The organism is Ureibacillus sinduriensis BLB-1 = JCM 15800 (assembly GCF_000772955.1).
In the GTDB taxonomy this organism is placed as follows: Bacteria; Bacillota; Bacilli; order Bacillales_A; family Planococcaceae; genus Ureibacillus; species Ureibacillus sinduriensis.
Genome location: NZ_JPVO01000040.1, coordinates 14,019 through 28,840 on the forward strand (window position 1 = coordinate 14,019; position 14,822 = coordinate 28,840).

Annotated in this window: 12 protein-coding genes; 10 read left to right on the top strand and 2 right to left on the bottom strand. The window is 37.9% G+C overall.

The annotated features are described in order from the left end of the window. The first annotated feature begins 5 nt into the window (after nt 1-5). The 3 genes from CD33_RS03295 to CD33_RS03305 are packed head-to-tail and all read left to right on the top strand — an operon-like array spanning nt 6 to nt 2,482. Nucleotides 6-677: a response regulator transcription factor gene (locus CD33_RS03295; protein ID WP_036198206.1), complete on the top strand. Its 672-nt coding sequence runs from the start codon at nt 6-8 to the stop codon at nt 675-677. After that, nucleotides 674-2,071, top strand: coding sequence for a sensor histidine kinase (locus CD33_RS03300; protein ID WP_036198209.1), 1,398 nt, complete (start codon nt 674-676; stop codon nt 2,069-2,071). Before CD33_RS03295 ends, CD33_RS03300 begins: the two co-directional genes overlap by 4 nt. A gap of 3 nt (nt 2,072-2,074) precedes the next feature. Beyond that, the gene (locus tag CD33_RS03305) at nt 2,075-2,482 is read left to right on the top strand and encodes a hypothetical protein (protein ID WP_036198212.1); all 408 of its coding nucleotides are present in this window, start codon (nt 2,075-2,077) and stop codon (nt 2,480-2,482) included. 774 nt (nt 2,483-3,256) lie between these two features. Here the strand turns inward: CD33_RS03305 and CD33_RS03310 are convergent. Both CD33_RS03310 and CD33_RS03315 read right to left on the bottom strand, forming a co-directional pair. Continuing rightward, complete coding sequence (locus CD33_RS03310; RefSeq protein WP_036198214.1) at nt 3,257-4,456, bottom strand: copper amine oxidase N-terminal domain-containing protein; 1,200 nt, start codon at nt 4,454-4,456, stop codon at nt 3,257-3,259. Nucleotides 4,457-4,904: 448 nt separating this feature from the next. Next, a complete protein-coding gene (locus CD33_RS03315; protein WP_084591243.1) occupies nt 4,905-7,163 on the bottom strand; it encodes a phosphatase PAP2 family protein in 2,259 nt (752 codons plus the stop codon). A gap of 449 nt (nt 7,164-7,612) precedes the next feature. Here CD33_RS03315 and CD33_RS03320 point away from each other — a divergent pair, with 449 nt between their 5' ends. The 7 genes from CD33_RS03320 to nikC all read left to right on the top strand — a co-directional run bounded on the left by CD33_RS03320 (nt 7,613) and on the right by nikC (nt 14,811). Further along, complete coding sequence (locus CD33_RS03320; protein ID WP_036198216.1) at nt 7,613-8,194, top strand: TetR/AcrR family transcriptional regulator; 582 nt, start codon at nt 7,613-7,615, stop codon at nt 8,192-8,194. A 22-nt stretch (nt 8,195-8,216) separates the two neighbouring features. Continuing rightward, the gene (locus CD33_RS03325; protein WP_036198219.1) at nt 8,217-8,639 is read left to right on the top strand and encodes a DUF3995 domain-containing protein; all 423 of its coding nucleotides are present in this window, start codon (nt 8,217-8,219) and stop codon (nt 8,637-8,639) included. A 76-nt stretch (nt 8,640-8,715) separates the two neighbouring features. After that, on the top strand, nt 8,716-9,861 hold the full coding sequence (locus CD33_RS03330; protein ID WP_036198229.1) for an FAD-dependent monooxygenase: 1,146 nt from the start codon (nt 8,716-8,718) through the stop codon (nt 9,859-9,861). Nucleotides 9,862-10,168: 307 nt separating this feature from the next. Next, complete coding sequence (locus CD33_RS03335; RefSeq protein WP_309299183.1) at nt 10,169-10,921, top strand: YqcI/YcgG family protein; 753 nt, start codon at nt 10,169-10,171, stop codon at nt 10,919-10,921. 470 nt (nt 10,922-11,391) lie between these two features. Continuing rightward, complete coding sequence (gene nikA / locus CD33_RS03340) at nt 11,392-13,017, top strand: nickel ABC transporter substrate-binding protein (RefSeq protein WP_036198232.1); 1,626 nt, start codon at nt 11,392-11,394, stop codon at nt 13,015-13,017. A gap of 22 nt (nt 13,018-13,039) precedes the next feature. Continuing rightward, a complete protein-coding gene (nikB, locus tag CD33_RS03345) occupies nt 13,040-13,984 on the top strand; it encodes a nickel ABC transporter permease subunit NikB (protein ID WP_036198233.1) in 945 nt (314 codons plus the stop codon). Further along, nucleotides 13,981-14,811, top strand: a complete 831-nt coding sequence (nikC, locus tag CD33_RS03350; protein WP_036198234.1) for a nickel ABC transporter permease subunit NikC — start codon at nt 13,981-13,983, stop codon at nt 14,809-14,811. The genes nikB and nikC overlap by 4 nt, the downstream gene beginning before the upstream one ends. The last annotated feature ends 11 nt before the right edge of the window (nt 14,812-14,822 follow it).

Here is a 14,822-nt window from a genome sequence, read left to right on the forward strand (position 1 = left end):
TGCAAATGAAGATTCTGGTTGTAGATGATGATGTTTACATTCAACAGCTTGTATCGATCCACTTAAGCCGAGAAGGCTACCAAGTATATCGAGCGAACCATGCTGAAGAAGCGTTGCATGTGTTGGAAGAAAAGAGTGTTGATTTAGCCATTGTTGATGTAATGATGCCAGGAATGAATGGTTTTGAATTAACAAAGACATTATCAGCTGATTATGATCTTCCTGTTATCCTCCTGACGGCCAAAGGGCAGATGGATGACAAAGAGCAAGGCTTCTTAGCTGGCTCTGAGGACTATATCGTGAAGCCATTTGAGGTAAAGGAGCTTCTCTTTCGTGTTGCCGTCGTGTTAAGACGCTTCGAACGTGTGATGGAAACGATCATCAAAGTAGGGAATCTTACGATTGATCGGAAGAACTTTGAATTAATAATCAACCAAGAAACCGTCCTTCCACCTCTAAAGGAATTTGAAGTATTAAGTTTATTAGCTTCACGCGCCAATAAGATTACACCTAGAGCCTTTTTAGTGGAACAAGTATGGGGTGTTGATTATGAAGGCGGAGAACAAACGCTCAATACACATATTAACCGAATCCGGGATCGTTTAAAAAAATATGATGCAACCGTGGAAATTCAAACGGTTCGAGGGATTGGCTATAAGCTTGAGGTCACCAAATGAGAACGTTATATCAAAAGTTCATTGCTGCCACCCTGATAATTTTAATTATAAGTGTCGCGATTGGGTTGATCGTAGCCAATTTTATTTATATGTCTTCTACGAAACAGAAGATGGACCAGCAAAATGTAGAAATTGCTCAAACCATTACAGCCAATCTCGAGAATATGCATTCGGGTCATTCTTCATTGGAGCCATTTTTAGAATCGATTGGAAATCTTGGCTATCAAATCTATGTGGTCAACGAATCCGGGGAAGATGCTTACTTTGGTAAAGCTTTTACAAAGAAAGCCCTTTCTGTGGAAGCCAAGAAGGTCGTCATGGAAAAAGAAATCTATCATGGTATGAGCACCTTTTCTAGTAAATTTTTAATGATGGGCCATTTTTCAAATGATGTCCAAAATACGGTAGGTGTGCCCTTTACTATGAATGGGGAGCAATATGGGTTATTTTTGCGGCCCAATAATAAACTGCTCTTTACTGATATTCATATGATTTTAGCGTGGTTCTTTGTAGCCGTAACGGTTGTTAGCATTAGCGGGGTTATCCTGTTTGCCAAGCATCTCATCCAGCCGATTACAAAGTTAACGGAAGCGACGAGAGAAATTACACGCGAGAACTTTCTTTATCCGTTAAAAATTAATCGGAATGATGAGCTTGGTCAATTATCAGAAAGCTTTAACAACATGCAGAAGCAGTTACAGCACAATGATGAAGCCCGTAAATCCTTTATTAATAATGTGTCACATGACTTTCAATCACCCCTCATGAATATTCAGGGCTATTCCGAGTTATTGTTGTCACAACAGGTAAGTGACAAGGAATTAAAAGAGTACCTACAGGTGATTGATCATGAATCAAAGCGGCTTTCCAATCTTACCAAGCAGCTATTAGTATTAACTTCGCTTGATCAGAAAGCGTATCCGATGAAAATCTCAGAGGTCCAATTGGATGAACAAATCAAGCAAACCATCCGCAGCTATCAATGGCGGCTACAGGAGAAGGAAATTGAAGTTTCTTATAAACTGTTACCGGTTAGGATGTTGGTCGATGTTGAATTGATTAGCAATGTCTGGGATAACTTGATATCGAATGCGATTAAGTATAATGCTCATGGAGGGAATATTTGGATTGTTTTATCTAAAAGTGATGACTGCATCAAGATTATGGTGAAAGACACCGGAATTGGGATGTCTAAGAAAGACGTGGCCCAAATATTCGACCGTTTTTATCGTGTAGATTCAGCAAGAAAAAGTGGCGGTACAGGGCTGGGCTTATCAATTGTGAAACAGATTATTGATCTGCATGGAGGAGAAATAAAGGTTGATAGCGAGGCTGGCGTGGGAACAACCTTCACGATCATCCTACCAAATAAAGAGAGGAAATTGGAGGGATAACTAATGGAACAAACTTGGAGTTTAAGGCTCATTCGTTTTGCAGCAATCTTCGGAATCATCGGTACGTTTGTTGGCTCTCAAATGTCAGGAAGTATGGATTATTCCTTGAGACCCATTCATGCCCATATTTTATTAGTAGGATGGCTGTCGGTATTTGCTTGGGGAATTTTTTATAAGGTATATAAAATTAAATACAAAAAACTGGTTTCTATTCACAGCATCCTAGGAATGCTTGGGGCTGCAGGATTGACGGTAGGAATGTGGATGTACAATCTGAACCCTTTCAATCTGAATGAAACCTTTGTCATGGTTTTCTTTATCGTCGGCGGAACCTTACTTTTACTAGCTTTCTTATTATTCGTCCTAATCACCTTTCTTGTTGATAAACAGGAGAACATGGATTGCGATTAATCCGGAATTCCAAGGGAAAGGGCAGGTACGGAGTTTGTAAAACGAATTGAATAAGTCTGTAACGAACATGTATAACTAGCAATTTGTCGAAATAGTATTACTAATTATTGGAATTGCTCTGTTTTTTGAGCAAAGAGTTAAGGTTATCGATCTAAAGATCGTGAAATTCAGTTTATCCATAAAAAAGCCACAGTTTTATTAAATTCATTAATAAAATGCTAACATTTTGCTAACGTATTCTAGTGAAAAATGATTAATTCCTGTTAAAGATGTTACAGTAAGAAATTAACAAAACCTTGATTTACCGCACCTTTATCACACGGAGTGTAAGATATTACACACTCTCACCATAGGGGCGGCATGATGTACGGCTTTGGGCCACATCTGACCTTCCAAAAATGAATGATTAAAAAGCGAAACTTTTCACTCTTGTGAGAAGTTGTGATGGCAATAACTTTTTACAAAGCCAATAACCACTTCACAGAATTTATCTGTGCGGTGGTTTTTTGTTGCTTAAATATGCATTTCAAGATTTTTTAGATGACAGGCGCTTTATTCTCTTTATGGATTATCCCTTTCGCAAGTTTTGTCATAGCTATCTTTTCGTTTAATAAAAAAATAATCCACCCTTGACTTGACGTCATAGGTGGATTTATTCCTTCAAATAGCAGGCCCCATTGCGAGAATCGTCTATTGCCGGACTGGCCATGTTGGAGAATGCTGGTCTTTTTTAATTATTTTGCATTAACTCTATTTTGTGAAATTGGTACGACACTATTTTGACGCACGGTCATAAGTTAATTTCTTAGGCTCATCCTTGCCGTCAATTGGACTATCATAATAGAAATACAGCTCGGTCTCATTATTTGACGCTCCAGAGAATCTTAGTTCATCTCCGCGATAGGGGACCTCATTGGTTTTTGCATATTCTAAATCCTTGCCAGATAATAATTTTTCGTGTAGTTCCACGACAGAATTATTTTTAAAGTCAATCAGTGTCAAGAATCCAGTAATATTAGGTCGAACAATCAAATATTCGTTAGAAGCTCCTAATACTGCAAAGCTTTCATCTTTTCCTGTCAATTCGGGGAGATTATATTCTTTCACTTTTTCACCATTTTTGTTGTAAATCGATACCATTTTTCCATCTGTTAGTAAACTGTGAGTGTTATATAAATTTGTTTTTGGATCTAGGAAATGATAGTAGGTCACGTTACCTTCATAGCGCTTGAAATAGCTTGCTTTCTTCTGGTCTATGATTTTGCTGCCGTTGATTAGAAAATTATATGCATCATATCCGACACGAGGTTCTCCAAAATTGTCCAAGATCGTAATAATGAAATTCTTGCTATCGATAGTATTAAACTCAAATGATAGGCTGCCTTTAAAATCATTATTCATCTTTCCTGCGAGAACAGGTACTTGTTCAAATGGATAAGCAAAGTAAAATTCTCCAGTATTTCGGTTCAGCCAAGAGGTTATATTGACATCGGTCGCTTTAACAAAATTATCACTTTTTTGTGTAATGCTCACTGTTTTGGAAGTATTATTCCAATCGACAGATGCCCCAGTAGACTCCGAAAGAAAACGCAAAGGAATAAAAATTCGACTATTCACATTTTGAAGTGGCGCCGTCAAATTCACCGTTTTCCCATTAACTTTTGCATTCATCGAACCGTATGTAAGCTGAACGGTCAGTTTAGGGTATGTCATTGTTACTGTTTTATTGGAAGAATTCCAGAAAACAACAGTACCAAGCAGTTCCCCAATATCCCGTAATGGCAAATAAACAGTGCCGTTCTTAATAAAAGGGGCAGATTCTGGCTGAAATGTGTTTCCATTCATATTGATTGTAATAGGATTAGTTTTTGCGGGCATTGCTGCCTCTGTGCTGGAAATAGGGCCGGCTAAGGTGATGCCAAGGGCAAAAGCAACAACGCTAATTAGGTGAGTCAAGCGTGATTTAAGTAACATGTGTGTAGCCTCCTGTTTTTTATTAATTGAACAACAAACCTTTTGGAAATGATTGGTTAAATCTAATGGTATCACAATATTAAAATCTATTTAATTAAAATTTCGATTTTACTGATTTCCTTAACCAGTACTTAATTAATGCTTACACATACAAAAATCCGTTTCTTATTAGTCTAAAATATAGGCTAGGAAACGGACTCATAATTAACTTAACATGTCTTCTTTTCCTGTAAAAACTCTCCTTGTAATACAGCTTTCATTAGATGCTCACTCTCTAATCTTGTTTGTTGGATGTTTGACTCTAATTCATAAAAGACATGAGTTGTTTAAGTTTTTCGATGATTTACTTTTTGTTCATTAAATTGAAGAAGAATGAATGATTATCTTTCAAAAAGAAAAAACCATTTTCCTTCTTTTGGGAAAATGGTTTTTCGGCTTATGATTGCTATTATTTTGCTTTGATATGTGCAACGATACTATTGTTTCTGTAAGTGACCGTTACGTTGTAACCGTCAGCAGTTACATTATCAAATTCACCTACCACCTTGTCGGCAGACATTAACGTAATGTTGGCAGCTTTCTTTATTTCATAATTCGCAAGATCCAAGTTAAGGTCCCCACCATCGAGGTAGAGTAGTCCATCAACATTAAGCTGGCTGTAATCTTTATCCATTGCAATCGCCAATTTTCCAGCTTCCATTGTTAAATTGCCATTTATTTTTAAAGGTCCGTCTACATTAACCAATACAGTGCCATTTTCTACATATAGATCGCCTTTGCCGAAAGCAGTCGGAGAGGTAGCTTCCAGCGTTCCTCCTCGCAGCAGTGTGCCTCCTGAATAACTATTATTTCCAGTTAACGTAAGCGTTCCTGTCCCTTGCTTGGTAAGCATACCACTGCCAGTAATATCATTCCTCCACCAATCATGGGCATTGAATCTTCCTTTTGAAGCATCCATATCGACCGTTACATTACTTAAAAATGCACCATATCCATCAGATGCTGTCACCAAATCAAGTCTTCCCCAGCCATTTGACTCATCTATTAAAGGGTAGCCTGATTCGATTTCTGTAGTATACAATACTTCTCTACGTTGTTGATCTGTCAAATAAGGCTGGCGAGTTTCCAATAAGACTTCCGCCCCTTTAGGTACGACAGGATCTAAACCTTTCACCCCTGTTTGCGGCAATCCGTAAGTAAGTTTTTCCCGATAGAAAGCTTTATTTGCTTCATGATCTTCCCATTTTTTTTCGTCATACGCACTTTCAAAATTATAGTCTTCTGTTACTATATGGGCATATTCGTATAAGCTCATATTTTTTGACTGTGCGACTTCACCAAAAACTTCTCCAGCGTTTTTGTAAGCCTTGTCTAAAATCTCTTTGTTTTCTGGAAGATTGTATGCGTAAGCAGTCATTGCGGTAGATTGTATTCTTGCACCTATAACATCAAGAGGGGAGTGCATCCCGCTTACTATTCGATTTTCTCCCATTTGGGCTGCTCTTGTTAAAAACTCAGCATATCTTTCCGGAGTTGCGTATGCAAATCCGAATGTCGACAAGTAAGCTGCACTTGTATGCCCGCTTGGAAAAGCTCCGTCTTTGCCTCTTCCGTCTTCAGCTTCTCTTTTTACGTATTCTAATGCTGGAATCACTTCCACATTCGTTTCATATTGCTCGTAATGTCTTTCACCCGTTTCTTTTTTGCCACCTGAAGGTAATTCTTCTGTTTTACTTTCACCACTCCCGATTGTTTCCCATACAGGCAATCCGTTCTTATCAACCAGTTCTTTCACTTCTCCGTTGGAATTCATTCTGTATGGTCTTGGAGAAGAGAAGAAGTACTTAGAAGGGTTTGACGAAGAAGGATTTCTAAATCTAACTAAATCAACTAAATTCATTGCATCTGATAGTTCAGAGTCCTTCCATTGTCCCATTCCTTGGCTTTCGTCTTCAACAGTCGCTTCTGCCAATATTTTATTCATGTCCTCTGTTGATCTAACCACACTTGTTACCGGCTTCACGATATCAACGTAGGTATTCGCCAAAGGCCCGTAAGCTTCCATCATACTGTATATCTTATCTCTTTGATCATCATAATAGGCGGCCAAAGCTTCATCATCAGTTCTGTTTTGAGTGACATCTTCTACATATTTTATATTAGCTTCCCAAGTCGCTGCATCTCTGATTTCTTCGTTAGCAAATGTTTTCTTATCTGCGACTATTTTTGTTTTATCATTTTTATAACCATCAAAATAAACGGTAGGACCGTCACCGTAGTTTGCAATTTCACCATTTGCACCCGGTTTAGTTAGGGCCGTTCCGTCTCTCCAATCAGATTGATTTATCGACCAGATTTTATCAAATCCATCTAAAATATTAATAAAAGGATTCGTGGCAGCAATGTTCTTTAAAATCGGATCATTGGCGTTTCCGCCATAATCAACTGCCGATAAAGATTGCTCCACTTCAGGAGCATATGTATTCAACTTTCCAGTATTCCCCTGTGGCTTTGATGGTTTTAGGAGATTTACCTCTTTAAGGGCATCATTTGATGTACCAACCGCTTCTGTAACAAGTCGATAAGCATTTCCCTTGATTGAGCCGTTATCATTCCCGGTTTGAATGGCAGCCTGAGCCGGAAGAGCTGAAGATGCCATAGTCAACGCAGCAAGTAGTATGATTGATTTCTTTTTCACAGATTTCATAACTATCTCCTTTTCTATTAGTATTTTTTCAAACTCTTAAACGAAATATAAAAGCTTGAATACTTATTAATCACATAAGTTTTACTATAAGGAGCGTATGTTGTTTAAATATAGTAAAACTGTAAAAGTAATGTGAACTTTATGTTGAAAAAATAGAGAAGATTTACAAAAAATTTAAATTGTTTAACTTCCACAGATTAATAATGGCTTTTTAAAAAAAGTAGTTATATAAAGAAACTCCAAGTTGGAGAATTATTCAACCAATCATAAAAAAGGTTACCTTCCCATTAGTTAATCAAATTTTTGGGAGGGCTTTTGCTGCGTTAAAGCTAATGAATATGAATTTGAAAAAAACGTGTTGAATTACTTTGTAAAAAAATGGTTGTAATGTTAAAATGACCGTAGTCACAAAATGACTGCGGTCATTATTGGTGGAGGAAGGGGAATATATGTTAAGAGAAGAACGAAAAAGACAATTAAAAAGACTAATATTTTTTAAATCAATCGAACTATTTAAAGAGTATGGGTATGACAATGTCACTGTCGAAACAATTGCAACATCTTGTGGGATTGCCAAGGGTACATTCTTTAATTATTTTCCGAAGAAGGAACACGTATTGTTATATTTAGGCAATTCACAAAATGATCATCTACAAGAGATTACACAAAAATATAAGGATGTAAAAATTAAGCAAAAACTACTTCTTCTCTTCAAGGAGCTCTTATTCGTTTACATGGAAAATTCAGATCTTCTAAAACTTGCACTGTCAGAAACCATCCGATCTGCACTAAAGGATGAATCAAAAAACATAGACTTGTTTAAAGAAAGCATAGCTTTATTGATTGATGAAGCCAAAACAAATAAATCGATACAATCCCGATTTGACTCAGAAACGATCGCTTCAGTTCTGGTGGGAATCTATTTTAATACCCTAATTGGTTGGTCTATGGGCCAAGATGAGAGTGCGTCTATTGTCGCTATATTTGAAAGGCAGTATGAAGTGGTTTGGGAAGGTATTGAACAACACTAACGTTAAGTGTGGAGGTATTGAGATGCAACAATTATTCACTTATTTGTCGGCGATTTTATTAATCTTAATAAGCATGCTACATTTTTATTGGATATTTGGTGGCAGAAGGGGACTGCAATCCTCGTTGCCTCAAAGAGTGGATGGCGGGGTTGCAGCTAATCCGGGATGGATTGTAACATTCATTGTTGCAATGGGATTAATGGGTATGGCTTTTATATTATTAGCTCAAAACAATCTAATTCCCTATGTCACACCGAATTTCTTTACGAAGTGGTCATGTCTCATAATTACCTTCATTTTTCTGCTTAGAGCAATTGGGGACTTCAAATATATGGGGTTATCGAAGAAGATCAAAAATACTGATTTTTCTAAGTACGATACAAAACTTTACACGCCTCTATGCTTATTTTTAGGATGGATATTTATGTTTTCCTGGTCATTTTAAGCTCCATTTTTTATGTGTTGAACCATTGCATAAAGCCAATGAACAATGAACCACTTTCAGGGAACGAGGAGATATTATGAATAAGAGTGTCCTTATCATCGGTGCAGGGATCAGTGGATTAGCATGTGCCCTTATGCTTGAAAAAATTGGTTATACACCAGTGATCTATGAAAAATCAAATTGTCTCCGAAATGGCGGAGGTGGATTAACACTTTGGTCGAATGCAACAGATGCCATTCAATCGATGGGGCTATTAGAAGAAATCTATCAAAACAGCAAAATCATAAGTGAATCAACCATTCAAACATCGTCAGGAAAAACACTGGCGAAAATGCCGCTAAACGATCTAGCCACTCAATATGGTACTCACACGGTCGGTATTTTAAGGGCCAATCTTCATCATTTATTGTCTAGTAAATTGAAACAGACAGAAATTAAGTTTGGCTATGAGCTAGTCGACCTGGAAAAAACTAATAAAGAAGTAATTGCACGTTTTGCAAATGGGCATGTAGATACAGGCGAATTTTTAGTAGGAGCGGACGGGTCAAATTCAGCAGTGAGGAAAAAAATATTTCCTATTAATACTTTACGCTTTAGTGGATATGAAGCTTGGAGAGGCATCTCCACTTATACCAATCATAATACGAAGTGCGGGAAAGCGTTTGAAGCATGGGGTAATGGGAGGCGATTTGGGGTCATTCCGGTGTCGGATTCATTGGTTTATTGGTTCGCGACAAGGAATACGACGGAAAATCGGGATGAAGGTGAGGTATCTAAAGAACAGTTGATAGATATTTTTAGAGAATTTGCCGAACCTGTTCCATCCATCATTAAATTTACAGAAGAAAAAGACATTACTAGAAAAGTGATTTACGATCTAAAGCCATTGCAGAATTGGTCAAAAGGAAGAGTGATGCTAATTGGCGATGCAGCCCATGCAACAACGCCTAATTTGGGGCAGGGTGCATGTATGGCGCTGGAGGATGCCGTGATTCTTGCGCAAACACTAGCAGAAAACAAATCAGTTTCCCAAAGTTTCAAGATATTTGAAGAAACGCGTATGGATAGAGTCAAGTTTATCGTAAATCGTTCTTGGCTCTTGGGGCGGTTTGTACAAATTGAAAGTAAGTTGTTTTGCGAAGTTCGGAACATCTTGGTAAGGCTAAGTCCATCAATACAAAGAAACAGTAGCTTTGAGCGGATTATTGGCCATAAAATTTGATAATTGGTGATTTAAGTAGTCTGCTTGTGTGATAGAGAATAGCACGCCATTGTATAGTATCTAAAGGAATACAGAGTCTGACTGTGACAACCTGTGGTTAACTTCTTTTGCTCTGTTTGAAGAAGGGGTGGATCAAATATCTACTAGGTTAAACCGAATAAGGGATCCTGTTATGGGGTAATCAGGATGTCCGAAGAAGATCATAGAAATTGTTTTTAAAGTATGGTCGGCTGTTCCTTTTGACCATGGACATCTCTCATTTGTTTAGGCCTTTGAATATACTGATGTGATATTTGGAGGTGAACATGTGAGCGAATTATTTATGGATACCCCCCCACACCGCAAATTGCTCAAACCTTGGGAAAGGAATGTACTCGAAAAGTTTGCAGCAAAAATGAATGATAAACGCGAACCATTCCCGTGCATTCCGGCAACTATTGGTTATTTAAAGAACCAATTATGTTATGGATTTATTGGAGATCCACGTAAAAAGAATAGCGTGTTTGAGCTGGGAGAACTACTTAGCCAGTTCACCAGCGAATCCAGAAATTTCGGTCCCTACACTTCGTTAATTGTTTTTTTTCAAGCATTTAAGGATGGAGAGGACACCTATACAGTGGAGGATTATGAACAGTTATTTTGGAAACAACTTTGCGGCTTGGCGGCAATCGATTCTTCTGTATGGCCCGAGGATATCCCGATGGATCCTCACAATCCGATTTGGGAGTTTTGTTTTAATGGGGAAAGATACTTTATGTATTGTGCAACCCCTGCCAATGTTCATAGAAAGAGCCGGCATTTTGATGTCATGATGCTGGCCATTACTCCTCGGTGGGTGCTAGAAGAGTTCAACAAGCAGGAGTTTTTTGCGCGAAATATTAAAGCACGAATCCGCAATAGATTGGCCAACTACGATGAGGTTCCTATTCACCCCGACTTGAACAGTTATGGTGCCGAGGATAACTTTGAATGGAGACAATATTTTTTACGGGATGATGACACCTCATTATCAAAATGTCCTTTTCATCGCATGCCGGGCATTCTAAAGCTAGAAAAATAAAAAGTTGCTATTTATGTTTGCCTCCATGCCGTGCTTCTTTAATCAAGCATCGTAGTCTGCTAAAGCTTCTCAGATGGAATAACATATGGGAAGCTTTTTTTCATTTCGTTTGTTTTGATAAAGTTAAATATCTTTGGAGCTTTGATTATCTGAATCCCTAAATTTAACCGTACCAGTTCCAGTACTCCACCGGCCATGCAAGAAACAATGAATGGACTGTCGTAAATCAATGGGAATTAATTCTAAATTTAAGTTTGAAGGATCAAGTAACCCCATCATCCCAGGGTGTACCTACTATTAAATTTTTTTGTGAGCCTCCAAATTTCAGTGCAGTCAGTATAGGGCATCAACTTATTAATTTTTTGAATTCGAGCTTGTATTATCGAGCAATTTGAAATTATATTGACAATAACATTCCTAGAATCTATATTGATAATAGTTATCATTATCAGTTGGAAAGGGAGCAGTCAATGTCAAATATCATTAATAAAAAACAATATATATATATTTCTCTAATGATTCTAGTTTTTTTCTTGTCCTTATATGGTTGTTCGGATAAATCATCAGAAAATTCCAAAGGTGATTCAAATGAGAGCAGCAATATACTAACTTTTGCCTGGCCAAGAGATATAGGTGATTTAAACCCACATCTCTATAATCCATCGCAATTATTTGCTCAGTCCATGGTTTTTGAACCATTGGTAAGCTATCAAGATGGAGGGGAGCTAAAACCACATTTAGCAGAATCGTGGGAGATTTCCAAAGATGGAAAAGAGTATTTATTCCACTTGCGTCAAGATGTAAAGTTTTCGGATGGGACTAATTTTAATGCAGAGATTGTGAAGAAGAATTTTGATGTAGTATTGAAAAATCTAGATTTGCATAGCTGGTTAGGATTTATCCCAAAGGTTTCCAAAACAGAAGTTGTTGATGAATTTACGTTTAAATTAGTATTAAAAGAAGTGTATTATCCTACCATTCAAGAATTAGCAGTAGTACGTCCGGTCCGATTCCTGGGAGAAGCCGGATTCCCAAAGGATGGGGATACTTCCAAGGGAATTGCAAAGCCGGTCGGAACCGGTCCTTGGGTATTGGATGAATATAAAGTGGATGAATATGCTACATTCAAACGGAATGAGAATTATTGGGGTGAACTCCCTGACGTAGAAAAAATTAAAGTGAAGATTATTCCTGATGCTGAAACACGGGTACTTGCCTTTGAAAAGGGTGAACTTGACTTAATATATGATGAGGGTGTTATCAGTTTAGATTCTTTTAAACAACTTGAGTCCACAGGGTCCTATCAAAGTAGTGTTTCTGAACCCGTTGCTACTAGACAATTAGTTATGAATACGAATAAAGAACAACTTTCAGATATTCGTGTTCGTCAAGCGCTAAATTATGGTTTTAATAAACAGGCAATGGTTGAGGGAGTGACTTCCGGTGTAGAAGAGCAAGCTGACTATATCTTGCCGACAAACTTCCCTTATACTTCAGATGTTGAAGCCACGAAAGTGGAGTACAATGCAGAGAAAGCAGCACGACTATTGGATGAAGCAGGCTGGAAGTTGGCGAAAGGAACCGGTATCCGTGAAAAAGACGGAAAACCACTAGAGATCGAGTTAATGTTCAACTCTGCTGAATCCATTCAAAAAACAATGGCTGAAACATTACAGTCCGAGTGGGCGGCAATAGGTGTGAAGCTAAATATTGTAGGAGTCGAGCTTACCACTCAAGTTGAAAGATTCAAAGCTAACCAGTTCGATATGAATTTCTTTAGTAACTATGGTGCACCGTATGATCCACATACTTTCGTTAATATAGTTGCGACAGAGGGATTTGGCTTTAGGGAAGCTATTTCAGCATATCCTAATAAGGAAGAATTACTGAACCAAATAGGTAAAGTGCAACAAACAACCGATGAAGCCGAGCGTCAACAACTATACACAGAAATTTTAGGCTCACTTCAAGAGCAAGGTGCTATTGTTCCAATATCTTATATAAAGAAGATAGCAATTTATCAAAAAGATGTTTCTAATTTTAAATTCCCTGCTAATCGGGACGAGCATCCATTCACAGGAATTAGTGTAGAATAAGTAAGCAACAGGAGAGGGGATTATGGGTACTTATATCTTGAAACGAATCATAACGATCATTCCTATATTTCTTATAGCTACTCTATTGACATTTGGAATGATTAATCTATCACCAGTGGATCCAGCCGAAGCATACTTGGCTGCTGCACATATTCAACCAACCGAAGAGATATTGGCCCAAAAAAGACATGAGTTTGGTTTAGATCAACCTCTCTTTGTTCAATATGTAAATTCTATCGTTAAGATATGCCAACTAGATTTTGGCACATCTTATGTTACGAATAAACCTGTTTGGGAAGAGATTTCCTCTCGATTGCCAGCAACGATTCAACTAACAATAGGTAGCATCATCATATCAATCCTTGTAAGCATCCCTCTCGGATTCTTATCTGGTATAAAGAAGAACAGTGGAATTGACCATTTTAGTCGATTCCTCTCTTTTTTAGGCGCATCCATACCTTCCTTTTGGCTAGGATATTTATTAATATTTTTCTTTTCAGTAAAACTAGATCTTTTTCCAGTGGAAGGTACAGGAACTTTGAAACATTTAATATTGCCTTCAGTTACTTTGGCTCTACCGCTAATCGCGTTGTATACTCGACTGTTACGTGGGAGTGTTATCGAAAATTTACAAGAGCCGTATGTACTTTTTGCGCGTACGAGAGGAATCCATGAAAAAGCCATATTAGGGAAGCATGTTTTAAGAATTGCCATATCCCCGATGATTACTGGACTTGGAATGAATTTGGGGAAATTGATGACTGGAGCGATAATTGTAGAGGCAGTCTTTTCTTGGCCGGGATTTGGGCGATATTTTATAGATGCAGTTTTTAATCGGGATGTTCCAGTCATTCAGTGTTATGTACTTTTAGCTGCGGGACTATTCCTTTTAAGCAACTTAATTGTAGATATTGTACAAATGTATATTGACCCACGTATTTCTAGAAAAGGAAGGCAGTATCCATGATGGCACAGTTTCGTGAAATCTTAAAAAGTCAGACAGTGATTGTCATTTGTTCTGTAGTACTTTGCTTGTTGTTTCTTATGACCATCCTAGCTCCGTGGATTGCACCTAATGATCCCGTTGCCGTGAATCTAGCGCATAAACTCCAGTCACCTTCAATGAATTACCCATTAGGGACAGATCATTTAGGCAGATGTACATTATCCCGTATCCTATATGGTGCTCGAACTTCACTAGGTTTTGCAATGCTGATCTTTATATCTTCTTTAAGTATAGGATTGATTATTGGTATTATTGCTGGATACAAAGGCGGATGGATCGATCAATTATTAATGAGGATCGGTGAGGGGGTTATGGCAGTCCCGAATCTTTTGCTAGTTCTTGGTTTTGTTGGTATCTGGGGTGCGGGCCTAAAACAAGTGATTTTGGCATTAATTCTCGTTCAATGGGTGTATTACGCAAGGATCATCCGGGGAATGGTGCTAAGCCTAAAAGAACAGAACTATATTACTGCAGCCAAAATAAGCGGTTCGTCTCAATGGAAAATCATAAAGAAGCATATTCTTCCAAACGTTCTTCCGCCACTAGCGGTTATGGGAACATTAGAAATGGGATGGGCTATTATGGATTTATCCTCTATGTCATTTTTGGGCTTAGGTATACAACCACCCACACCGGAGTGGGGGGCAATGATTCATGAGGGAAAATCTTATATTAGAACAAACCCAGCATTAATGATTTATCCAGGTTTAATGATCATGCTGATCGTAGTCAGCTTTAATTTATTAGGAGAAGCATTATCAGAACGTTTTGGGATAAAACGCCGCTAATAAAAAGGAAT

Excerpts from the sequence above, each read along its gene's own strand:
- CD33_RS03320 (WP_036198216.1), top strand. The coding sequence starts at position 7,613 with ATGTTAAGAGAAGAACGAAAAAGACAATTAAAAAGACTAATATTTTTT.
- CD33_RS03325 (WP_036198219.1), top strand. The coding sequence starts at position 8,217 with ATGCAACAATTATTCACTTATTTGTCGGCGATTTTATTAATCTTAATA.
- nikB (WP_036198233.1), top strand. The coding sequence starts at position 13,040 with ATGGGTACTTATATCTTGAAACGAATCATAACGATCATTCCTATATTT.
- nikC (WP_036198234.1), top strand. The coding sequence starts at position 13,981 with ATGATGGCACAGTTTCGTGAAATCTTAAAAAGTCAGACAGTGATTGTC.
- nikA (WP_036198232.1), top strand. The coding sequence starts at position 11,392 with ATGTCAAATATCATTAATAAAAAACAATATATATATATTTCTCTAATG.
- CD33_RS03310 (WP_036198214.1), bottom strand. The coding sequence starts at position 4,456 with ATGTTACTTAAATCACGCTTGACTCACCTAATTAGCGTTGTTGCTTTT.
- CD33_RS03305 (WP_036198212.1), top strand. The coding sequence starts at position 2,075 with ATGGAACAAACTTGGAGTTTAAGGCTCATTCGTTTTGCAGCAATCTTC.
- CD33_RS03330 (WP_036198229.1), top strand. The coding sequence starts at position 8,716 with ATGAATAAGAGTGTCCTTATCATCGGTGCAGGGATCAGTGGATTAGCA.
- CD33_RS03295 (WP_036198206.1), top strand. The coding sequence starts at position 6 with ATGAAGATTCTGGTTGTAGATGATGATGTTTACATTCAACAGCTTGTA.
- CD33_RS03315 (WP_084591243.1), bottom strand. The coding sequence starts at position 7,163 with ATGAAATCTGTGAAAAAGAAATCAATCATACTACTTGCTGCGTTGACT.
- CD33_RS03300 (WP_036198209.1), top strand. The coding sequence starts at position 674 with ATGAGAACGTTATATCAAAAGTTCATTGCTGCCACCCTGATAATTTTA.